The following is a 22,423-nucleotide window of genomic DNA, read 5'->3' as shown; positions in this document are numbered from 1 at the left end:
AACCGAGGAGAGACGCGTGAACGCACAGGAGATCATCAACTACATTGCCACGGCCCCCAAGAAGACGCCGGTCAAAGCCTACGTGAGGGTCAGAGAGGGCGCCGAGCTCGACCTCTCGTACGCCGAGCACGTCTTTGGCCTGGGCAGCCGCGAGAAGGTCGTCTTTGCGGACTGGGCCAAGCTGGGGCCGGTCCTTGCGGCCGCCGGCGACGCCGTGGAGGACCTCGTGGTGGAGAACGACGGCCGCAACACCGGCGTGCCCATGCTCTCCAAGCTTGACGTCAACGCCCGCATAGAGCCGGGCGCCATCATCCGCGAGAAGGTGGAGATCGGCGACAACGCCGTCGTCATGATGGGCGCCATCATCAACATCGGCGCCGTAGTGGGAGAGGGCACCATGATCGACATGGGCGCTGTCCTGGGCGGTCGCGCCACAGTGGGCTCCCGCTGCCACGTGGGTGCCGGCACCGTGCTCGCCGGCGTGGTGGAGCCCGCAAGCGCCACGCCCGTCGTCATCGAGGATGACGTCCTCATCGGCGCAAACGCCGTGGTACTCGAGGGAGTTCGCGTGGGCAGGGGCGCCGTCGTGGCCGCAGGCGCCGTCGTGGTGGAGGACGTCCCGGCCGGAGCCGTCGTCGCCGGCGTTCCCGCCCGTGTCATCAAGCAGGCCGCCGAAGTTGCCGAGGGCAAGATCGCCCTCGTCGACGCCCTTCGCTCCCTTTAGCCCTCCTCGGACGCTGGGGACGTTGTTAGCTACCTGGTAAAAGGGACACCCTTGCGCAGAAGTCACCTTCGTGTGAGGAATTTCCAGCGGCTCGTGCAGAAGTGACCTTCGTGCGAGCCGCTTTTCCGTGCCTCACCGCAATATCAAATTATCAAAGAATATTTTGGATGTGAAACCGCAGTTGGGCCATGGGCTTTCTGCATAAAACCGATTGGCCCTGGTCTGGCCCTCCAAAAATGGGCTCACACCAAGGCCACTTTTGCGCGCCTTCTCTCGGCAGACTCACACGAAGGGCCTTTCTGTGCACGCTTGGGGCCGGCAGAAGCCTCTGCCGCCCCGTGCGTCCCGCACGCAAATTGGGGACGTGTTGGGGGTGCGGACAATTTCTTAGACACTACGGAGAGAGTACCCCAGGTCCCTGCGGTACTGCTCCGGGCTCCTCCACCCCAGGCTCCGCTTGATCCTGCCCGAGTTGTAGTAGGCGAGGTAGCCCGCCAGGCGCCGCCGGAACTCCTCGAAGCCCACCCCGGACCAGTCCCTGCCGTGGTAGAACTCCTGCTTGAGCCGGCCGAAGAAGCCCTCGGCCGCGGCGTTGTCGGGGCTGCGGCCCTTCCTCGACATGCTGCGCACCAGGCCGTGGCGCTCGCATATCGCCGCCCAGCCCGGCCACCTGTAGTGGCAGCCGCGGTCGGTGTGGACCACGGGCCGCTCGCCGGCCGCGAGCGTCGAGGCCGCCGCCTCCAGCATCGAGTCGGCCATGCGGGCGTCGGGGGACTCCGACAGGGTCCACGCCACGACCGCCCCGTCGAAGCAGTCGACCACCGGCGACAGCCAGCAGCGCCCCGACCCTATCGTGAACATGGTGACGTCGGTGACCCACAGCTCGTTGGGGCGCGAGGCGGAGAAGTCGTGGGTGCCGTCGGGGCGCAGCGGCAGGTTGGGAGGGGCCTCGGAGACCTCGCCGGCATAGCTGCTCCAGCGCCTGCGGCGCCTCAGGTAGCGCACCTCGAGCCCCTCCTCGCGCATGACGCGCCTCACGACCTTCTCGGAGACCGCCAGGGGCTCGTCGGGGTCCAGGCGCAGCCTCGCCCATATCGTGCGGTAGCCCCAGGCCCCGCCCCCGGCCTCGAACAGGGCGCGCACCCGCGCCCTCAGGGCGGCCAGGCGGTCGGGGGCGCCCCTGCGGGCGCGGTGGTAGTAGTAGGTGCTGCGCGCCACGCCGGCCGCGCGCAGGGCGTCCTCCAGGCCGAACCCGGGCCTAAGGGCGTCGGCGACCAGCGCCCTCTCCGCCGCCGTCAGCGAGTCCGGGCCCCGCCCCGGGCCGCCTCCTTTTAGGACGTCCAACACCGCCTCGGCCCTGGCGAGCTCCAGCCTCAGGGCCCGGTTCTCGGCCCTGAGGGCCTCCAGGTCCCCGGGGTCGGCCGGCGGCGGCACGCGCGGGGCGCCCCGTCCGTTCGCGAGCGACACCTCGCCCTCCCTCCCCGCGGCGCGGGCCCAGCCGCGCACGGTCTCCGGGTGGCAGCCGATCGACGCGGCGACCTCGGCGGGGTCCTCCCCGGCGAGCGCCCTGCGCGCGGCGTCGGCCCTCTGGGCAAGAGTATAGGGGGCGTGCCAGCCGACGCCCAGGTCGCCGGACGCCCAGCGCCTGATCGACTCGGCGGAGGCGAGCCCCGACTCCCTGGCGAACCTGTGGGCCGGCCGGCCGGACTCGCGCCAGAGCCCCAGGATGGCGTCCCTCTCGTCGCTCGAGTACATTGCGGGCTCCAATCCGGACGCCTGTCGGCGTCCAACTTTTCGTCCGCACCCCCGTTTCAAATTTGCGCAAAAACGAACACGTCCCCAATTTGCGGGGGCGAGGACGCCCCCTGCCAGAAGCTAACGACGGCCCCAGCGTCTGGCCTAGTCGGCGCCCACGATTCCGCCGACGAGCATGCTGACCACGGAGATCACGATGGCACCCAGGAAGGCGGCGCCAAAGGACTCGATGGCAATGCCCGCGTGGAAGACGTTGCGCGAGAGCGCGCTTGCCATCTCGAGCACCACGGCGTTGACCACCAGATGGAAGATGCCCAGGCTGATGACCGTGATGGGGAGGGAGAGCACCTGCAGCAGCGGCCGCACGGTGGCGTTGAGCAAGGAAAGCGCCAGGGCGCAGAAGATGGGGGCGGCCCAGTCTCCCCCTATGGCGGTGATGCCGGGCACCATCCAGATGGCAAAGGCGCAGGCAATGGCGTCGACGAGCCAGGTTCCCAAGAACTTCATGAGGTCCTCCTCCGTTCGTTTTCACTGAGCATACCCAATCCGCGCCCACCCGCGGCGCTTTAATGAACTAAAGTGAGGGCATTGCAAGACAGCCGGCGAGAAGAACGTGGGGGACGCATGGATGCGAACGAGCTCAGACAGGACGAAGACGCAACGCTCCTGCTCTCCGTCCTCTCCTCGCTGGGCTCCGCCGACGAGGCGGCCGAGCTTCTCCTCGACCTCTGCACCCCGCGGGAGATCTCGGACCTCTCCCAGCGCCTGGAGGTTGCCGTCTTGCTCTCCCAGGGCCATTCGTACGCCGACGTGATACACGCCACCGGCGCCTCGTCGACCACGGTGAGCCGCGTCTCCAAGTGCCTTAACGGTCCCGTCGGCGGGTATCGCCGCGCCCTCGCCCGCCTGGAGCGGGAGGGCCTTGCCGTTGACGTCCGCCCGCAGGAGTAGCATGTCCTGAGGCGGTGACCATCCCCGACCAAAGGAACAAGATGCCCCTGCACATCCTCAACGCCCCATCCGACGCCAGCCTCGAGGCGGTGGCGCGCTCCTTCCTGGCGCCGGCGCTCGCCAAGGCCGGCTCGGCCGTGCTGCTATGCCCCTCGTTCCAGGAGGCGCTGGACGCCCAGCGCTTCCTTGCCGAGGCGGGCTCGCTTGCCATGGGCGTCGCCGTGACCACGCCCTCGGCCTGGGCGCAGGAGCGCTGGGAGGTCTGGGGAGACGGGCGCAGGCTCGTCGACGCCGTCACCAGGCAGGTCGTGTGCGCGACGGTGGTCGAGGAGGCCGCCGCCCGCGGCGAGGTCGCAAACACGCCCGGCACCGCGCGCCTGCTTGCCGACCTCGTGCGGCAGGGGGCTCCCTGGCTCGCCAAGGCGGCCGGCGCCCCCTGCGACGGCGTGACCGACGCCGAGCGCGCCGTCGCCGCCCTCGCCGCGCCCTACGTCGAGCGCCTCTCCGAGCTGGGCATGGTCGAGGAGTGCGATGCCACCGCACGGCTCGCCGGCATCTTCGCCAGGTCGGGCGTCTCCGTCGCGCCCCTCGCCCTCGTGGGCTTCTCGTCGCTGACGCGCGCCCAGCGTGACCTGGTGCGGTCGCTCGCGCGCGCCGGCGAGGTCTGCCTCGTCCTGCCCGCCGACGCCGGTCCGGCCGCAGCCCCGGCCCGCGCCCTCGCGGGCGAGCTCTCGCGCGGCCTGGAGGACGTCGCCACGCGGGAGGTCCCTGCCGCCACGCGCGCGCCCCGCTCGCCGGAGCTGAACGACCTTCTCGGCCAGCTCTTCTGTCCCGACCAGGGGCGCCACGTCGCTCCGACGGGGTCCTTCGGCGTGCTGCTCCCAGCCGGTCCCGCCGCCGAGCCGGAGCTCGTCTGCCGGGAGGTCGCCCACCTCGCCGGCTGCGGCGCCTCCGACGTCGTCGTGGCCGCGCCTGACGCCGCCGCGGCATGGCGCACGCTCTCGGGACGCCTCGCCGCGCGTGGCGCCTCCGTCCGCTGCCAGCTCTCCGTGCCCGTCTCGTCGCTTCCGGCCGGCCGCGCCGTCATGGCCTACCTGCGCGGCGTCTCTCGCCTGGCGGTCCTGGCCGAGGGCTGGCCGGCGCCTGAGCCGGTGCCCGGCCGAGGCTCGGACGTGCGCGTCACGGTGGGCGACATGTCCTGGTGGCCGCCGCGCGACCTCTCCGACTTCCTGCTCAGCGAGGTCTCCCACGTGCCGGCCGCCCGCGCCCGCGCGCTCGACCGCGACTGGCGCGCCAACCGCCTGCTCACGCCCCAGGCCGTCCTCGATCAGCTCTCCAGCGAGAAGGAGGTCAGCGCCCCCTGCGCCCAGGCTACCCGCGAGCTGCTGCGGGGCCGCATTGGCTCGGCGGCCTCCAAGCTGCTGGCGCCCTACGTTGCCGCGCAGGCCGACGGCGCCGCCGGGGCGGGGGAGCCCCAGTCCGCCGCCGAGGCCCGCGCCGTCCTGACGGCGGTCCTCTCCGTCGCAAAGAGCCTCAAGGAGGCCGGCCTCACCGCCGACCCCCAGGCCGACGCTCGCGTGGGCCTCGACGTGCTGGTGGAGCATGCCTGCAACGTCCTGGGGCACGCCCCCGTTGCCCTGCGCTTGGCGCACGAGGCGCGGGGCGCGTCCTGCCGCGTCCTGGTGGCCTCGACCGCCGTGGCCGGCCACCTGGCGCCCGGCTCGGCGGACGCGCTCGTCCTCATGGGCCAGACCTCGACGGAGTCCGCCGTCTCGCCCGCAGACGGGCCGCTCCAGGCCATCCTGGCCGCCTACGGCATCGAGGAGCCGCCCGACCCCATGGCCCGCGCCCGCGCCGGCTTTGCCGCCCTGGCCCGCGTGCCGAGAACCCGGCTCACGCTGGTCCGCCGCCTCTTCGGGGCGGACGCCAAGGAGTACTACCCCTCTGTCATGATGGGGGAGTGCCTCGCCTGCTACGGCCTCGACGCCTCGGCCGGTGCCTCCGACCTCGCGCGCGTGCTTGGCGAGAAGGACGTGCGCGGCCGCTCCGAGACCCTGGTGGGGGCAAACCTCTCCGCCTCCGGCGAGCGCCCCGCGACCGAGGCGAGCGAGCGGCCCGCCGCGCCGGGCGCCATCGAGCCCAGCCGCCGCGCGGGCGTCATGGCGCCCCCCGAGGGCGTGTCCGTCGAGGACTCCCGGCCTCTCTTGTCGGCCTCGCAGATCGAGACCTACCTGGAGTGCCCGTACAAGTGGTTCAGCCTGAGGCGCCTGCGGCTCCGGGACGCCGACGCGGGGTTCACCGGGGCGGAGATGGGCACGTTTGCCCACCGCGTGCTCGAGGTGTCCCACAAGGAGCTTCTCGCCCGCGCCATGGAGCGGGCGTCCGGCACTTCCGAGCTGGAGCGCATTGCCACCGAGGACGAGCAGGGCGCTCATGGCGAGGCCTGGTGCGCCGAGGTGGACCGCCTGGTCACCCTTGCCGGGGTCGACCCCACGGCCCGCGTGGCCGGCTCCCGCGTGGGCCTGTCCGACGAGCGGGGCCTCGAGGCCGCCCGCCAGGCGCTTCTCGCGGAGTTCGACGCGCACCTCTCGCGCCAGTACCAGCTCGTGCGCGGCAGGCGGCCGCTCCCACAGGCGCTCGTGGCCCACACGGCCGCCGAGCGCGGCCAGGTGGAGGCCCTGCGACGGGACCTCTCAACCCTGCTTGACTACGAGGCGGGCCTTCTGGCCGGCTACGAGCCGCGGTTCTTTGAGTGGAGCTTCGGCCGCGGCGGGGCGGAGGTGGAGTACGCGGGCGTGCGCCTGACGGGCACGGTCGACCGCGTGGACGTGGACGCCCACGGCCAGGCCGTGGTCATCGACTACAAGCACAAGTCCGATCGCGGCTTTGCGGCGGAGTACGACGTCTTCACCAAGGAGGGCGCCACGGCAACGGCCGGCTTTGCCATGCCGCGGCGCGTGCAGTCGCTCATATACGGGCAGGTCATCCGCCACGCCTTCCCCGACCTCAAGGTCGCGGGCGCCGTCTACCTCTGCACCAAGGGCGCCCACGAGCTCGCCGGCGCCGTCGGCGAGGACGCCCTGGACAACGTCTTTGGCGCCCACGCGCCCTCCTCGCAGCGCCTTCCCCGCCTGGCCGTGCCTCGCGCCTGCGGCTTCGGCCGCACCGACGGGTCCGGCATGGAGGCGCTTCTCGACGCCTGCGAGGAGGCCATCGCGGAGCAGGTCTCGCGCATGCTCGCCGGTGACGTGGAGGCCAGCCCCAAGGACCCCGAGTCCTGCAGGTTCTGCCCGGTTCTCAACTGCGAGAGGAGGCTCGGCAAGTGAGCGAGCCCATTTCAAACCAGTCCCAGCCCAGCGGGGCCAAGGCCTTCCCAGCCGCTCCGGCTGCCGCCCCCTGCGTCGACCTCTCGGGTCTGAACGAGCGCCAGGCGAGAATCGCGCGGACGCTCGACGAGCCCCTCTTCGTGGAGGCGGGCGCCGGCTCGGGCAAGACCTTCACGCTCACCCAGCGCGTGGCCTGGGCCCTCTCGCCCGGCTCCGGCGCGGACGGCCGCCCCTTCCTGGAAGACCTCTCCCAGGTCCTTGTCATCACCTTCACCGAGGCGGCCGCGCGAGAGATCCGCGAGCGCGTGCGGTCCACGCTGCGCCGCGCCGGCATGGCCGAGGCGGCCCTTGCCGTTGACGACGCCTGGATCATGACCATCAACGGCATGTGCTCGCGCATCCTGCACCGCTATGCTCTTGACCTGGGCCTCGACCCGGACTTCTCCGTGGTGGTGAACTCCGACGAGGAGGCGCTTGTGGCCCAGGCCATGGAGGACGTCATGTCCGAGGCCCGCCGGGACCCCGCCTTCTCCTGCGTCTGGGAGCGCCAGGACCTGGGCACCTACAGCCCCCAGAGCGGCCACACGGGCGCCATGGGGCAGGTGCGCGCCATCCTGGACGCCGCCCGCGCCCTTCCCGGCGGCCTTGCGTCCCTCGCGCCCGAGGCCTCCCGCGTGGGGCTGCCCGAGCTCATGCATGACCTCCTCATGCGCTTCGAGGAGCTTGGGGCCGAGAAGCTCAGCGCCGCCGCGGCCGCCGCGGTGGGCCCCTCCCTGGAGGCCCTGCGCGCCTTCGACTCCCTGGCCGCCGGCGCGAAGACCGCCACTTGCGCCCGCGAGGCCCTGGCCGCGGTGTCGGCACCCCGCTCGAGCAAGGCCATAGCCGAGAAGCTCGCGGAGGCCAAGGCGGCCCTCGCCCTGGCACGCGCCGAGGCGGCCTTCTCCGACGCGGCCGAGGCCACGCCGCGGCTCCTCGAGCTCGCCCGCCGCGTGGACGCGCGCTATGGCGGGCTCAAGGCCCAGGCACGCTGCCTCGACAACGACGACCTGGTCAGGATGGCCCTTTCCGCCGTGAGGGACAACCCCGGCGTGGCGGCGGCCTTCCAGGGGCGCTTCCGCCTGGTGATGGTCGACGAGTTCCAGGACACCGACGAGGTCCAGCTCGAGCTCATCGGCCTTCTGGCCGGCGAGGGGGCGCGCCACCTCTGCACCGTCGGTGACGCCCAGCAGTCCATCTACCGCTTCCGCGGCGCCGACGTCGGCGTCTTCCGCCGCCAGGGCAGGGCGGTGGGGGAGACCCACGGCGTCAGGCTCGACACCAACTACCGCAGCCACGGCGACGTGCTTGCCTTCGTGGAGCGCGTGGGCACCGGCGGCGCCCACGACGGCGAGCCCACGCGCGGCACCATGCGCGGCTTCATGCACCTCGACGACAACCCCTCCAGGAAGGACGGGCTTCTCGCCCGCGACCTGCCGCGCGTCGACGTCGAGGTGACGGCCGGAAACGGCGCCTCGGGTCGCGCCACCTCGCAGCAGTCCGCCACGGCGGCGGCCCAGGTGGCGGACGCCCTGGCGACCTACGCCGCCCACGGCGAGCGCCCCGGCGACATGGCGCTCCTCCTGGGCGTGACCACCCATGCGGGAACCTACATCGACGCCATCCGCGCCCGCGGCCTGGAGTGCGTGGTCACCGGCGGCTCCACCTTCACCTCCTCCGCGGAGGCCAGGGTGACCTGCGCGCTTCTCCACGCGCTCGCCAACCCGTCGGACACCCAGTCCGGCACCTTCCCGCTCCTGGCGAGCGAGATGTTCGGCCTGGACGCAAACGACTTCGCCGACCTGGGCACCCGCGCCCAGGACAAGCTGGACGCCCCCACCAAGCGGCCCATCGAGCGCGGCCTGGCCACGCTCGAGCTCTACGGCGGCGTCACCCCCTCGGCGCGCCTGGTCCGCGCCCACGAGGTCATGACGCGCGCGCTGGAGGACGTGCGGAGCCGACCTGTGGCCGACGTCTGCGAGGACGTCGTGCGCGCCTCGGGCTGGCTGGAGCGCCTGGAGGACCAGGGGGCCCAGGGCCTGGCGCGCGCCGCCAACGTGCTCGCGGCCCTGCGCTACGTGCGCGACCTCACCGACTCCCTCGGCCTGGGCGCCGCGCGTGCGGCCACGGAGTTTGACCTGTGGCTTGCCGCGAGCAAGATCGCCCCGGCCTCGCTCTCCGGGGCCGACGCCGCGGGCGGCGGCTGCGTGCGCGTGATGACCATCCACGCCTCCAAGGGCCTCGAGTTTCCCGTCACGGCCGTGGCCGAGTGCTGGGGCAACCCGCGCTCGGAGTCCCAGGTGGCCGTGGTCCCGCACGCCGACGGTACCTCCGGCCTGGTGGTGCGCCCGGCAGACTGCCCCAAGCTGGACGGCATCGACGCCGACGAGGCCGCCTGCGACCTCGCGGACGGACGGAGCCTGCCGCTTGCCGCCGCCTACCTTGCCTGCCGCCGCAAGGATGAGCAGGAGGCCCTGGAGGAGAAGGCCCGCCTGCTCTACGTGGCCATGACGCGCGCCCGCGAGGCGCTCGTGCTCTCCGTCACAGCCGCCTCCGGCAAGCAGGGGGTCTCCTCGGAGCTCGCGGCCCAGGCCCTCAGCGCCCTGGGGCTTCCCGCCGGGGCCGACCAGGCGGCGGGCGTGACCTCCGTCGAGTACGGCGGGAGCGGCCCGGCGCGCGTGCGCACGGTGGTGGTCTCCACCTCGGGCGGCCGCGGCAAGCCCAAGGAGGTCGCGGCCGAGTCCGCGGGCTCGCTTTCCGGCTTCGACGGCGCGCTGCCCCTGGAGGACGCGGACATCGTCAGGCTCGGCTTTGACGGCGACGGGGCCGACGCCGGGGCCGAGCCGGCTGGCGAGGGACTCGCGGGCGCCCCGGCCCCCTTCGACCTCTACGACGACCCCGGAGAGCTGCTGCTCCGCGAGGTCAGGCCCTGGAGCGCGCGGGAGGGCGTCTTCAGCTACTCCTCCGTCGCCGCGGCCGAGCGCGCGGCGGCGGGCCGGCCCGACCCGGTGCCCACGCGCGAGCAGCGCGAGGCGGCCGACGCCGGCGCCCCGACCACCGAGGACGCCGACCGCGCCACCAACCTGGGCTCCGCCTTCCACGAGCTTGCCCAGGCCATGGTCGAGCGCGGCGGGCGCGTTGGCGAGGCCGAGGTCTGCGCCCGCGCGGACTACTGGAACCTCTCCGCGAGGGCCCGCGCCCGGCTCGGGGCCGCGCTCGCGCGCTGGGAGGGCTCCGCGCTCAGGGCGGAGGCGCTCTCCCACGGGCTCGTCCGCGCCGAGGTGCCGTTCTTCTGCCGCGTGGACTCGCCCCACGGGCGCTACCTGGAGGGCGCCATCGACCTTCTGGCCACCGACGCCGGCTCAGACGACGCGCTTCTCGTCGACTACAAGACCGGCGACGCGGGGCTTTCCGTGGAGGAGGTCCGCCAGCGTCACCAGATGCAGGCCGAGTTCTACGCCGACGTCCTGGCGCACCAGGGCTTCTCGTCCGTGACCTGCGTCTTTGTGTGCGTCGAGCGAGAGGACCCGACCGACCCCGCCCAGCCCCTCCAGGTTCGCTATCGCTTCGGCGGCTGACCCGGCGCCTGGCGCGGGCGGCATCGCAAGATGTGATGGGGTTCGGCGGACGGCACCAAGGCAGCCCGCCGAACCCGCTATGCTCAGAGGCTGAGAAGATCACGACCAAAACGGAAGGTGCCCATGGCCTTCGTCCACCTGCACAACCACTCCGACTACTCCATGCTCGACGCCGCGACCAAGATCCCCGACATGGTCAAGCGCGCCGTCGACCTCAACATGCCGGCCCTGGCCCTCACGGACCACGGCTACATGTTCGGCGTCCCCGACTTTGACCTGGAGTGCCGCAAGTACAACGACGCCCAGAAGGACATGAAGCAGTGGAAGCACGACGTCGAGTGCTTCAGGAAGGGCTGGGAGCTCGAGGAGCCCGAGCCGGACGCCGCCGACGCCGGCCCGCACGACCGCGTCCACGCCCAGTGGGCCTCCGACGTGGCCGTCTGGGAGGAGTCCGGCCATGACCTGGCCGCCGTCGAGGCCAACCGGCCCGAGCTCCTCATCAAGCCCATCTTTGGCTGCGAGGCCTACTTCATCACCGACGACTGCATCCAGAAGGGCACCAAGCAGCACCGCTACCACCTGCTGCTCCTTGCCAAGAACGAGACCGGCTACGTCAACCTCATGAAGATGATGAGCGAGGCTGCCTCCGGCGAGATGTTCTACTACTACCCGCGCACCACGCTCGACATGCTGCGTCGCTACCACGAGGGCATCATCTGCAGCTCGGCGTGCGTGTCGGGCATCATCCCGCGCATGTACTTTCAGGGCAGGCCCGACGAGGCCAAGCAGTGGGCCCTCACCTTCCGAGATATCTTCGGCGAGGACTTCTACCTCGAGGTCCAGGACCACGGCCTGTCCGACCCGGCCTGGGGCGGCTTTGACGACCGCTCCCTCTCCGAGCAGATCGTTCGCCTGGGCCGCGAGCTCGGCATCAAGGTCATCGCCACCAACGACAACCACTACCTCACCCGCGAGGACGCCCCCACCCAGGACATCCTCTCGTGCATCGGCACGGCGTCCAAGGTGGACGACGTCAACCGCAAGCGCATGACGGGCACGGAGTTCTACATCAAGAGCGAGGAGGAGATGCGCAAGCTCTTCTCCTGGTGCCCCGAGGTCATCGACAACACCCTCGAGGTGGCGGCCAAGTGCGACTACGAGCTGGACTGGACGCACATGTACCTGCCCAAGTTCCCTGGCCTGCGCGAGGGGGAGACCTCCGAGCAGCGCTTCCGCGAGGAGTGCGAGAAGGGCCTGGCCATCCGCTACGGCGAGGACTGGAAGAACGTGGAGATCGGCGGCTGGAACGTCCTGGACCGCCTGAACCACGAGTACGACATCATCTGTACCAAGGGCTTCGCCGACTACTTCCTCATCGTGCAGGAGTACGTGCAGTGGGCAAAGCACAACGGCATCGGCGTGGGCCCGGGACGCGGCTCGGCCGCCGGAGCCCTCGTCGCCTACGCCATGGACATCACCACCTTCGACCCGCTCTCCAACGGCCTGATGTTCGAGAGGTTCCTCTCGCCGCAGCGCTCCGAGATGCCCGATATCGATATGGACTTCGACGACGAGCGGCGCCTGGAGGTCGTGCAGCACGTGCGCGAGCTCTACGGCCCCGAGCGCGTCTGCCACGTCATCACCTACTCCACGATCAAGGCCAAGCAGGCCATCAACGACGCCTGCCGCGTCCTGGGCTTCCCTGTCTGGCAGGGCCAGAAGCTCTCCAAGATGATCACCAACGACCCCAAGGCAAAGCTGAAGTTCGTCCTCGAGAAGTGCGACGGCAAGGAGGACATGTTCTCGCCCGACTTCGCCGAGGCCTACCAGAAGGACGCCGACTCCCGTCGCATCATCGACGCGGCCCTCTCCATCGAGGGCCTGCACCGTGGCGAGGGCGTGCACGCCTGCGCCGTCCTCATCGCTCCCACGCCCGTCAACGACCACGTGCCCACCAAGGTGGACACCAAGGGCGGCGTCGAGATCACCCAGTACGAGGGCCACTCGGTGGCGGACATGGGCCTGCTCAAGATGGACTTCCTTGGCCTGCGCACCCTGACCGTCATCTCCAAGGCCCTGGCCAACATCCGCAAGAGCTACCCCGGCGTGGCCGACATCGAGCAGATGCCCGAGGTCGTGCGCCAGACCATCAAGCCGGGCGCCACCTGCGTGGACATCAACGTCGACAAGATTCCCTTCGACGACCCCAAGATCTTCGAGCTCATGGGCCGCGGCCACACCGCGGGCGTCTTCCAGATCGAGTCCGCGGGCATGACGGCCACCATCAAGGGCATGCAGCCCAAGGAGTACCGCCAGGTGGTCGCTCTCATCGCCCTGTACCGCCCGGGTCCCCTGGGCGCCGGCATGGTCACGAGCTACATCAACCGCATGAACGGCAAGGAGCCCGTCGCCTTCTACGACGACCGCCTCTCCGACATCCTGGACGAGACCTACGGCACCATGGTCTACCAGGAGCAGGTCATGCAGATCTCCATGAAGATGTCGAACTTCTCGCCGGGCGAGTCCGACTCGCGCATCCGCAAGCCGGTGGCCAAGAAGAAGATCAAGATGCTGACCGACCAGGTCTTCCACTGGGAGGCCAACGGCGCCGATGAGACCATCTACGACCACTGGATCAACGGCGCGGTGGAGAACGGCTACAAGCGCGAGGTCGCCCAGCGCATCTGGGACGACGTCCTGGAGTTTGCGTCCTACGCCTTCAACAAGTCGCACTCGGCCGGCTACGCCATCCTGGTCATGCAGACGGCCTGGCTCAAGGCCTACTTCCCCAAGGAGTACATGGCCTCGGTACTTACCTCCTACATGGGCAAGACCGAGAAGATCGTCCACTACGTCACGGCCTTCCGCCGCGAGGGCGTGGACATCCTGCCGCCCGACATCAACGAGAGCGGCCGCGACTTCACGGCCAGCGCCGACGGCGTGCGCTTTGGCTTTGCCGGCATCCGCGGCGTGGGCGACGGCGTGGGCGACGCCATCATGGCCGAGCGCGAGGCCGGCGGCCCCTTCAAGAGCCTGCACGACTTCGTGGACCGCGTGGACTCCTCGCAGGCCAACCGCCGCGTGGTGGAGGCCCTCATCATGTCGGGCGCCTTCGACTCCACCGGCTACACCCGCATGCAGCTCATGGGCTTCGTCGACAAGACCAACCCCGCCAACATCATCGACGCGGCGGCCAAGCGCCAGAAGGAGCGCGCGAGCGGGCAGTTCTCCATGTTCGACATGTTCGGCGACGTGGAGGGCTCCGGCTTCAAGGAGGAGGTGCCGCCTCCCGACGGCGTGGAGTGGGACCGCTCCATGAAGCTCAAGCGCGAGCACGAGGTGCTGGGCCTCTACGTCTCTGACCACCCGCTGCGCCCGTACGAGTACGCCCTCAACAAGGCGCGCGACTACTCGCTCTCCGACATCGAGGTCTCCGAGGAGTTCACGGACTCCGCCGGCGGCGTCCACGAGCGCTTCAAGGTGCCCGAGGGCAAGGTCCTGCGCTTTGCGGGCATGGTCTCGTCCGTGCAGAAGAAGACCACCAAGAACGGCGACCCCATGGCCGTCGTCACACTTGAGGACATGGAGGGAGAGACCACGCTGGTCATCTTCCCCAAGCTGTACAAGAAGTGCGCCGAGGCCCTGACGCCCCACGTGGACGAGGAGACCGGCGAGGCCGAGGGAGACGTCTTCGTCAAGGTCTCCGGCAAGCTGGAGAGAAGCGACCGCGGCAACCAGATCATCTGCATGGAGGTGGAGCCCCTCGTCCTCAACGAGAAGACCAACCGTCCCAAGGTCGTCGAGGTCATGATGCCCGCCAGCATGCTCACGCGCGGCCGCATGGACGAGCTGGGAAGCGTGCTGGCGCGCTACCCGGGCCTGGACCACGTGGAGCTGCGCGTGGAGGCCGAGAGCGGAGACACCATGCGCATGGAGCTTCCCTGCCGCGTGGACGCCCGCAACATGGTGCTTCTCGCCGAGGTGACCGACATCGTGGGCCTGGCCGGCCACATCTGCGTGGCCTAGCCCTCCCCGCAAATTGGGGACGTGTTCGTTTTTTCGCAAATATGGGACACGTTGCCGGACGGACGTCTGCCAGCGCCTCGGGCATGATGGGTAGAACCCCGGTGAGGGGCCGCAAGGGGCGGCCCGCACGCACGGAGGGGAGTCATCATGTCCGAGGTCAAGTTCTATCGTTGCAGGCACTGCGGTAACCTCGTCGCCGTTGTGGAGGACGGAGGCCCCGTTCCCATCTGCTGCGGCGAGCCCATGGAGCTCCTGGTTGCGGGCTCTGTGGACGCGGCCGTCGAGAAGCACGTGCCTGAGGTCACGCGCGAGGGAAACGTGCTTCGCGTTACCGTGGGCTCAGTCGAGCACCCCATGCTGCCCGAGCACCACATCCAGTGGATTGCTGTGGCCTGCGAGAGGCGCCTGCAGCTGGCCCACCTCGAGCCCGGCGAGAGGCCCTATGCCGGCTTCTGGGTGCCTGAGGGCGTGCCCGTCACCGTCTACGAGTACTGCAACCTCCACGGCCTCTGGAAGGCCGAAGCCTAGCAACCACGCCACCCCCACAGCGGCATAAGGGCGGAAGCGACCCCTGTCCCGGTCTCATGTGACGCTCCTTGTCCGTGGTCTGGGATGACGCCGCCGCAGCGTGCCCGACACATCCCCTATGGCGGCAAAGCTCTTTGCGCAGCGTAGCTTTGCGCCATAGGGGATGTGTCGGGCTGCCCCGGGTCGGGCATGAGCGCACTTCTCGCCGTATACTCAAACGACCGACCACGGACAAGGAGCGTCACATGAGACTGGGCATCGCGCAACTGGGGAGCCTCGCGGGGGACTTTGCCACTACCGCGGACCGCATGGCGGCCTACTCCCGCCGTGCCGCCGACCAGGGCGTCGACCTGCTGGTCTTTCCCATGAACGTGCTCTCCGGCGCGGCGGGGGTGCCCTACGTGGACCGCGAGGGGTTCCTCCTCGACCTGGCCGAGACGCTCTCGGGCCTGACCGAGCGGCTCGCCTGCCCCTGCCTGGTCCCCGCCACGGCCGACGTGGACGGCACGCCCACGCCCGAGGCCATGCTCGTCGTCGACGGCGACGTGAGGCCCCTGCGCCTCTCCGCCTTCCTAGAGGACGCCGTGGCGGCCGACTCTCCCGTGCCCGCCCGTCGTCGCGCGGCCTCGTCGCGCGCGCTGCCCGAGGTGGAGCTCGCGGGTGCCCGTCTGGGCATTGCCTGCAGCTACGACGACCTCGATGACTACGACGAGTGCGACTACGACGTCAACGTCATCCTCTACCTCTCCACCTATGGCTTCTCCATGGACGACGCCTCCTCCGCGCTGGGCCCGGCCCTGGCGGACTCCCGCTTCCTGGCGGACGCGCGCGCCACCGGCGCCTGGATCTGCGGCGTGGGCTCGCTCGGCTGCTACGACGCAGAGACGTTCACGGGCTCGAGCTTCGTGCTGGCCCCCTGGGGAGAGGTGGCCGCGCAGGCGCAGGCCCTGGAGGAGGCCCTGCTCGTCTGCGACGTGGACCCCGCCTCCGAGGGGCCGCTGCCGCACGCGCTCACGCCCGAGGTCTTCGACCGCGGCGCCGCTTCCTGGGGCGCGCTCACGCTGGGCCTCGGGCAGACCTGCTCGCAGCTGGGGGCCTCCGACGTGGCGCTTCTCGCCGACGGACGCCTGGGCTCGAGCGTCCTGGCGGCCCTTGCCACCGATGCCCTCGGTCCCACGCACGTGCACGCGCTTATAGCCCCCGACCTGGGCCCCGTTGCTCTGTCCGCTGCCCGCGACCTCTGCCGGAACCTGCGCGTGGACACCCGCGAGTGCCCTTCTGCGCCCAGCGAGGGGGACCCGCTCCTGCGCGCGGACGTGGCGCAGGCCCACCTTGCGGCCCTGGCACGCGAGGTGGGCGGCGTCGCGCTCTCGTCCCGCGACAAGACCGGCCTCGCGCTGGAGGGGCCGCGTGGGCTTGACGCCGGAGCCCTGGCCCCGCTGGGCGACGTCTACCGCTCCGACGTGCTCGCCTTCGCGCACATGAGAAACACGGTCTCTCCCGTCATCCCGGCCGCGGCACGCATGGCCTACGACCTGCCCGACCTGCCCGGCCTTGCCGCGTGCGGGCACTCCTCCGAGACGCGCCTGGAGTTTGCGGACTACGTGCTTGCCAGCTACGTTGAGTGGGAGCTGCCCGTGAGCGACATCGTGGAGGCCCGCGGCCACGAGGAGGCCGTCTGCGCCATCCTCGCGCGCGTGAGGGCGCTCTCCTGGGCAAGGCGCGCCGCCCCGCCCGTGCTCATGATGTCCTCCAAGCTCCTGGATGAGGTGAGGAGCCCGCTGGGCCTGGCCTGGTCCGACCGGGTGCGTCCGCACGAGGAGCGCCTGGAAGCCACGCTTGCCGCCTTCGACCGCGAGGGCAGCGACGAGAAGCGCCAGGCCCCGGCCGCGCAGGCTGCCCCCGCGGGGCAGGGAGGGCTTCCCCAGGACGCCCACGAGCTCCTGGGGCTTCTCCGCGACGTGTCCCTGGGCGGCGGGCTCAGCCTGGGCGGAGGGGAGCCTGGCCCGCAGGCGGGCGCCTCCGGGCAGGACGCCTCTGACAGGCACGGCTCCGGTCCCTCGCGCCCCGGCGGCGGCCTCTGGAACGGCCCCTTCTCCGAGAACTAGGGGCCGAGAAGTGCGGCGGTTGGCACGCGGCGACGCCCCATGAGCCGAGAATTGCGGCCGATGGCAGGGTTTGGCTGCCATCGGCCGCATTCCGAGGCTCGTACGGGGCGCGGGCGTGCCATCGGCCGCGTTTCTCGGCTCGGCATTGCCCAAAGATTCGTGCCTCTTGGCGGGCCCGACCCTCTCCCAACGTGCTAGTATGGAACGAACGTTCTAGATGGCAGGAGGGAGGCGCGTCGGTGATAGTCCTTGGGGTTGACCCCGGCCTGGCCCACACGGGCTGGGGCGTCATAGAGACCAGGGGCGCCATGTGCCGCGCCCGCGCGTACGGCTGCGTGGCCACCAAGGCCGACGAGCCCATCGCCCGCCGCCTGGGCAAGATATACGACGAGCTCACGCGCGTCATCTCCAAGTTTGGCCCCACGGCGCTCTCCATAGAGAACGTCTACTTTGGCGAGAACACCAAGAGCGCCATAGCCACGGCGCAGGCGCGCGGCGTGGCCATCGTGGCCTGCGCCAACGCCGGCCTGGAGGTGGGGGAGTACACCCCCATGCAGATCAAGCAGGCCGTGGTGGGTACGGGCGCCGCCGACAAGCGCCAGGTCATGTACATGGTAAAGAACGTCCTGGCGCTCGACCACGAGCCGCACCCTGACCATGCCGCGGACGCCCTTGCCGCCGCGGTGTGCCACGCCAACCTCGCAAGGACAGTGTCTCTCGGAGAGGCTAGGAGGTCCCTCACGTGATAGTCCAGCTCACAGGCACCCTGGTGGAGGTCACCCCCTCCCACGTCACCCTCGACGTTGGTGGCGTCGGCTACGAGCTCGGCGTCTCGTCCACCACCGCGGCGGCGCTGCCGCACGCGGGCGAGGCGGGCGTCACCATCCTGACCAGGCTCATCGTGCGCGAGGACGCCATGGAGCTCTTTGGCTTCTCGTCCAGGAGCGAGCGAGCCCTCTTCGACCAGCTGCGCGCCATCTCGGGCGTGGGCCCCAAACTTGCGCTGGCGGTTCTCTCCACCTTCACGCCCTCCCAGCTCGCACAGGTCGTGGCCACTCAGGACGCCGCCCGCATGGCGCAGGTGCCCGGCGTCGGCCGCAAGAAGGCAAGCCGACTGCTCGTGGAGCTCTCTGACGTGTTCAGCAAGAACGCGGACCTGAGGGAGCTCGTTGGGCTCTTCTCGCCTGAGAGCGACCAGGCGCCGCTTCCGGTGGCGACAATGGGCTCCATGGAGTCCGAGGCCACCGAGGCCCTGCTCTCCATGGGCTTCACCAGCCAGGAGGCCGCACTCGCCCTGGAGGGCCACGAGGAGGCCGGCGCCCTCACCATCGAGAAGGCCCTGGCTTACGCCTTGCGCCGCCTCGGAGGTGGTAGGTGATGTGGGAGGCAAGCGAGAAGGACCTCTTTGCCGACACCGGCGCCAGCGTCGTTGCGGGTGCGGGCCAGCCACGGCGCCCTGCCCCCAGCCGCGACGTCTCCGGCGAGCTTGCCGCCGAGGATCTGGACCAGGACCGCACGCTCAGGCCCCAGACGCTTGACCAGTACTGCGGCCAGGAGCGCGTCCGCGCCAACCTGCGCGTGCTCATCGAGGCCGCCAAGAGCAGAAACGAGCCCCTTGACCACGTGATCTTCTCGGGCCCCCCGGGCCTGGGCAAGACCACGCTGGCAGGCATCGTGGCAAACGAGATGGGCGCAAAGCTGCACACCACCTCCGGCCCCGCCATCGAGCGCGCGGGAGACCTCGCCGCCATCCTCACCAACCTGGAGGAGGGCGACGTCCTCTTCGTGGACGAGATCCACCGCCTCAACCACCAGATCGAGGAGGTCCTCTATCCCGCCATGGAGGACTTCTTCCTGGACATCGTCATCGGCAAGGGGCCGGCCGCCCGCTCCATCCGCATCGACGTGCCGCGCTTCACGCTCATCGGCGCCACCACGAGGACGGGCCTTCTCACCGGGCCGCTCCGCGACCGCTTTGGCATCTCCTACCGCCTGGACTACTACAGCCCCGAGGAGCTTGCCGTCATCGTCAAGCGCTCGGCGGCCATCCTGGGCGTCGAGGTGGACGACCAGGGCGCCGCAGAGATCGCCTCCCGCTCGCGCGGCACGCCCCGCCTGGCAAACCGCCTGCTCAAGCGCGTGCGCGACTACGCCACCGTCAGGTGCGGGGGAGTGATCTCCTGGGAGGTGGCGGCCGAGGCGCTCCAGTTCTTCGAGATAGACGAGATGGGCCTGGACACCATGGACGTGCGCATCCTGCGCGCCCTCTGCGAGACCTTCCGGGGCCGTCCGGTGGGCCTCACCACCATCGCGTCCGCGGTGGCCGAGGACCCCAGCACCCTGGAGGACGTCTACGAGCCCTACCTGCTGCAGCGCGGCCTGATGGTCCGCACCCCGCAGGGACGCCAGGCAACGCTCGCGGCCTTCGACCACCTGGGCATGGAGCCGCTGGCCCGCTAGGCGCCGTGACCTTCTCCACACTTTTTTGCAATGTCAAAAGATTTCCCTTGCATTCTGGTTGCGGAGCCTTTAAAGTAAATACCTGTGCGAACGAAGCACAGTAATCGGGTGGTGGCGCAGTTTGGTAGCGCACTTGACTGGGGGTCAAGGGGTCGCTGGTTCGAATCCAGTCCACCCGACCAGATTGGGGAATTAGCTCAGTTGGGAGAGCGCGTGACTGGCAGTCACGAGGTCAGGGGTTCGAACCCCCTATTCTCCACCATGAATTGCCAAGGACCTCGGAGCAATCCGGGGTCCTTTTCTTTTGCGCACGGGCGTGCCAAAGGAGCCAAAGTGAACGGGGGTGAGTGGCACGTGCCACTCACCCCCGTTCACTTTGGGACGCCGCCAAGCGCTCCTAGCGGCGGACGCCCTTCTCGAAGCGGTCCATGAACTCCACGAGGGCGCGGACGCCCTCCTCGGGCATGGCGTTGTAGATGGAGGCGCGCATGCCTCCCACCAGGCGGTGTCCCTTGAGGTTGACCAGGCCCGCCTCGGCCGCCTCGGCAACAAAGCGCCGGTCAAGCTCGGCGTCTCCGGTCACAAACGGCACGTTCATGAGGGAGCGGTCGCGCGGCGCCACCGTGGACGAGAAGAGCCCCGAGGCGTCCAGGTAGTCGTAGAGCAGCGCTGCCTTGCGACGGTTGACCTCCTCCATCTCGGCCAGGCCGCCCAGGGCAAGCAGCCACTTGAAGACCAGCCCGCACACGTAGATGCCCCAGCAGTTGGGCGTGTCGTAGAGGGACCCGGCGTCCGCGTGGGTCTTGAGGCGCAGCATGGTGGGCACCTCGGCAAGCTCCTCGGCTATGAGGTCGCGCCGGACGATGACCACCTGGACGCCGGCCGGCCCCACGTTCTTCTGCACGCCCGCGTGGATGAGCCCGTAGGAGCCCACGTCAACCGGCTCGGAGAGAAACATCGAGCTCTGGTCCGCCACCAGCACGTGGCCCTTGGTGTCCGGCAGCTCGGGGTAGCGGGTGCCCGTGATGGTCTCGTTCTGGCAGATGTAGACAAAGCTCGCGTCGTCGCGCACGTCAGGGGAGCTCACGTCCGGCACGTAGCTGAAGTTACCGTCCTCCGAGCTCGCGAGCAGCTTGGGGTCACCCAGGATCTGCGCCTGCTCGAAGGCCTTCTTTGACCAGTTGCCCGAGACCACGTAGTCCGCCTTGCCGTTCTTGGCCAGGTTCATGAAGATCGTGGAGAAGAGCAAGGAGTCGCCGCCCTGCAGAAACAGCACCGCGTAGTCGTCGGGCACGCCCATGAGCTGGCGCAGGTCGGCCTCGGCCTCGTCGAGGATGCCCTGGAAGACGGGGGAACGGTGGCTCATCTCCATGACGGACATGCCGCACCCGTGGTAGTCGAGCATCTCGGTGGCCGCCTGGGAGAGCACCTCCTCCGGCAGCACCGCGGGGCCGGCAGAGAAGTTGTAGACGCGTGGCATGGGCTTCTCCTCTCACTGACCCTGCGATTGGCGACGCCTATCCGCCCCGCAGGGAGCATGGGCGTCGTCAATCGCAGGCTCGCTATGAAGGCGGCGAGAAAGGAGGCGGCCCCGCACCAATGGCGGGACCGCCTCGCGTGGGGCCATCATAGGCCCCAGAAGCTCGGGGTTTGTATCGCGCGGGTTACGCCTGGGCCGGGAGCACCACCGTGAGCAGCATCTTGAAGGGCTCCAGGGCACGGACGGCGTGCGCGGCGCCGGCGCTCATGATGACGGACTGCCCGGGAAGAAGCACGTGCTGCACGCCCTCGATGGTGATCTCCCCGCGGCCCTCGAGGCAGAGGATGAGGGCGTCTCCGGGGGCGGCGTGGCTGGACATGCCCTCGTCGGTGTCGATGGCGAAGAGCGTGACCTTGCAGCCGGGCTGCTGGGCCAGGGTGAGGCTGGAGACCTGGCCCTCCTGGACGCTCAGCTGGTCGGCCAGGGTGAGGGTGGTGGAGTGGGGGAGGTTCTTGATGAGCTCGGACATGGGGCATCCCTTTCTTGAATGACTGTCCTTCTTGCCGCGCCGCGCGGGCGCGGATGGGCGGCTGCGCGCTGCCTAGGCGTTGACCTGCAGGAACTTGACCGCGGAGCCGCCGACGCCGGAAACCGCGTGGCCGACGCCCTCCTTGACCCTGAGGCAGCTTCCGGCGGGCACGAGCACCTGCTCGCCCCCGCGCGTCACCGCGAGCGTGCCCTCCAGGCAGACGTAGACGGTGTCTGCGGGGTAGCGCTCCTCGCTCACGGACTCTCCGGCCGCAAGCGCAAAGAGCGTGAGGTCCGCCACCTGCTGGCGTGCCAGGCCGCGGCTCGCCACGGTGTGCTCGCCTGCGACGATGAGGTCCGCCATCGGGCGGGCGGCGTCCGTGGGCACTCCCTTGATGGACATGCTCCTCCTTCTTCGTGGGGCTCCTGCGTGGGCGATCAAACCCACTATACCCCGCGGCCCTCGCAAAGTAGTACCGTTGGGCCATGCGACCGCGAGAGGAGAGGCAATGCTGCAGAAGGACTACATCCTTGAGATAGTGGGGGACTTCGTGGAGGGGGTCGTCAGGCACCTGGACGCTGCCCTTGCGGGAGACGCCGAGGCCACCGGCAAGGTGGAGCAGGACGTGGCCGGTCTCTTGGACCTTGACCCCGAGGTGGCCCTCACCCTCTCGCCCGACTCCCTCGTCACCATGATGGTGCTTTCCGGCATGGGGGACTCCGTCGCCGCCTACGTGGCCTACGCCCTCACGCGCCTGGCCGACGCCTACGAGGCCCAGGGGGACGCCGACACGGCAGCCCTGCGCCGTGCGCAGGCCACTGCCGTCGGACAGTCCTTTGACTGCGACCCCACGGTGGCCCCGAAGGGCTTCTAGGCCCCGTTCCGCCCCACGGCGAGAAGCCCTTCTCGCCGGTAGAAACAC

16 protein-coding genes and 2 tRNA genes are annotated in these 22,423 nt (G+C 70.1%); 13 read left to right on the top strand and 5 right to left on the bottom strand.

Annotated elements, in window-relative coordinates; translation table 11 throughout:
- Positions 1-16: 16 nt before the first annotated feature.
- Positions 17-724 carry a 2,3,4,5-tetrahydropyridine-2,6-dicarboxylate N-acetyltransferase gene (gene dapD, locus DXV50_RS04810; RefSeq protein WP_117205040.1) on the top strand — a complete coding sequence of 236 codons (708 nt, stop codon included), beginning with the start codon at positions 17-19 and terminating at the stop codon, positions 722-724.
- A gap of 387 nt (positions 725-1,111) precedes the next feature.
- On the opposite strand, the gene DXV50_RS04805 is transcribed toward dapD, so the two are convergent.
- Both DXV50_RS04805 and DXV50_RS04800 read right to left on the bottom strand, forming a co-directional pair.
- Positions 1,112-2,479 carry an IS3 family transposase gene (locus tag DXV50_RS04805; RefSeq protein WP_117204237.1) on the bottom strand — a complete coding sequence of 456 codons (1,368 nt, stop codon included), beginning with the start codon at positions 2,477-2,479 and terminating at the stop codon, positions 1,112-1,114.
- Between the two features lie 144 nt (positions 2,480-2,623).
- The gene (locus tag DXV50_RS04800; protein WP_117205039.1) at positions 2,624-2,986 is read right to left on the bottom strand and encodes a phage holin family protein; all 363 of its coding nucleotides are present in this window, start codon (positions 2,984-2,986) and stop codon (positions 2,624-2,626) included.
- 117 nt (positions 2,987-3,103) lie between these two features.
- Here DXV50_RS04800 and DXV50_RS04795 point away from each other — a divergent pair, with 117 nt between their 5' ends.
- The 11 genes from DXV50_RS04795 to DXV50_RS04745 all read left to right on the top strand — a co-directional run bounded on the left by DXV50_RS04795 (position 3,104) and on the right by DXV50_RS04745 (position 19,754).
- The gene (locus tag DXV50_RS04795; protein WP_117205038.1) at positions 3,104-3,430 is read left to right on the top strand and encodes a YerC/YecD family TrpR-related protein; all 327 of its coding nucleotides are present in this window, start codon (positions 3,104-3,106) and stop codon (positions 3,428-3,430) included.
- 41 nt (positions 3,431-3,471) lie between these two features.
- Positions 3,472-6,756: a PD-(D/E)XK nuclease family protein gene (locus DXV50_RS04790; RefSeq protein WP_117205037.1), complete on the top strand. Its 3,285-nt coding sequence runs from the start codon at positions 3,472-3,474 to the stop codon at positions 6,754-6,756.
- Positions 6,753-10,370: a UvrD-helicase domain-containing protein gene (locus tag DXV50_RS04785; protein WP_117205036.1), complete on the top strand. Its 3,618-nt coding sequence runs from the start codon at positions 6,753-6,755 to the stop codon at positions 10,368-10,370. The genes DXV50_RS04790 and DXV50_RS04785 overlap by 4 nt, the downstream gene beginning before the upstream one ends.
- Before the next feature lie 123 nt (positions 10,371-10,493).
- Positions 10,494-14,396: a DNA polymerase III subunit alpha gene (gene dnaE / locus DXV50_RS04780; RefSeq protein WP_117205035.1), complete on the top strand. Its 3,903-nt coding sequence runs from the start codon at positions 10,494-10,496 to the stop codon at positions 14,394-14,396.
- Positions 14,397-14,543: 147 nt separating this feature from the next.
- On the top strand, positions 14,544-14,924 hold the full coding sequence (locus DXV50_RS04775) for a desulfoferrodoxin family protein (RefSeq protein WP_117205034.1): 381 nt from the start codon (positions 14,544-14,546) through the stop codon (positions 14,922-14,924).
- Between the two features lie 245 nt (positions 14,925-15,169).
- Entirely contained in the window at positions 15,170-17,032 is a 1,863-nt protein-coding gene (locus tag DXV50_RS04770; RefSeq protein ID WP_117205033.1) for an NAD(+) synthetase, read from the top strand.
- 239 nt (positions 17,033-17,271) lie between these two features.
- Positions 17,272-17,778, top strand: coding sequence for a crossover junction endodeoxyribonuclease RuvC (ruvC, locus tag DXV50_RS04765; RefSeq protein WP_117205032.1), 507 nt, complete (start codon positions 17,272-17,274; stop codon positions 17,776-17,778).
- A complete protein-coding gene (gene ruvA, locus DXV50_RS04760) occupies positions 17,775-18,410 on the top strand; it encodes a Holliday junction branch migration protein RuvA (protein WP_117205031.1) in 636 nt (211 codons plus the stop codon). The genes ruvC and ruvA overlap by 4 nt, the downstream gene beginning before the upstream one ends.
- On the top strand, positions 18,410-19,492 hold the full coding sequence (ruvB, locus tag DXV50_RS04755) for a Holliday junction branch migration DNA helicase RuvB (RefSeq protein ID WP_117205030.1): 1,083 nt from the start codon (positions 18,410-18,412) through the stop codon (positions 19,490-19,492). Before ruvA ends, ruvB begins: the two co-directional genes overlap by 1 nt.
- Positions 19,493-19,597: 105 nt before the next feature.
- A tRNA-Pro gene (locus DXV50_RS04750) sits at positions 19,598-19,674 on the top strand.
- Between the two features lie 4 nt (positions 19,675-19,678).
- A tRNA-Ala gene (locus tag DXV50_RS04745) sits at positions 19,679-19,754 on the top strand.
- Between the two features lie 135 nt (positions 19,755-19,889).
- Here the strand turns inward: DXV50_RS04745 and serC are convergent.
- The 3 genes from serC to DXV50_RS04730 all read right to left on the bottom strand — a co-directional run bounded on the left by serC (position 19,890) and on the right by DXV50_RS04730 (position 21,903).
- The gene (gene serC / locus DXV50_RS04740) at positions 19,890-20,972 is read right to left on the bottom strand and encodes a 3-phosphoserine/phosphohydroxythreonine transaminase (protein ID WP_117205029.1); all 1,083 of its coding nucleotides are present in this window, start codon (positions 20,970-20,972) and stop codon (positions 19,890-19,892) included.
- Positions 20,973-21,156: 184 nt separating this feature from the next.
- The gene (locus DXV50_RS04735) at positions 21,157-21,501 is read right to left on the bottom strand and encodes a cupin domain-containing protein (protein WP_117205028.1); all 345 of its coding nucleotides are present in this window, start codon (positions 21,499-21,501) and stop codon (positions 21,157-21,159) included.
- Positions 21,502-21,573: 72 nt separating this feature from the next.
- Positions 21,574-21,903, bottom strand: a complete 330-nt coding sequence (locus DXV50_RS04730) for a cupin domain-containing protein (protein WP_117205027.1) — start codon at positions 21,901-21,903, stop codon at positions 21,574-21,576.
- 106 nt (positions 21,904-22,009) lie between these two features.
- Here DXV50_RS04730 and DXV50_RS04725 point away from each other — a divergent pair, with 106 nt between their 5' ends.
- Positions 22,010-22,375, top strand: coding sequence for a hypothetical protein (locus DXV50_RS04725; protein WP_117205026.1), 366 nt, complete (start codon positions 22,010-22,012; stop codon positions 22,373-22,375).
- The last annotated feature ends 48 nt before the right edge of the window (positions 22,376-22,423 follow it).

Origin of the sequence: Paratractidigestivibacter faecalis, from assembly GCF_003416765.1 — a bacterium.
GTDB classification, from domain to species: Bacteria; Actinomycetota; Coriobacteriia; order Coriobacteriales; family Atopobiaceae; genus Paratractidigestivibacter; species Paratractidigestivibacter faecalis.
The sequence above is the reverse complement of the archived record's forward strand: the minus strand, read 5'-3'. Positions and strand labels throughout refer to the sequence as shown.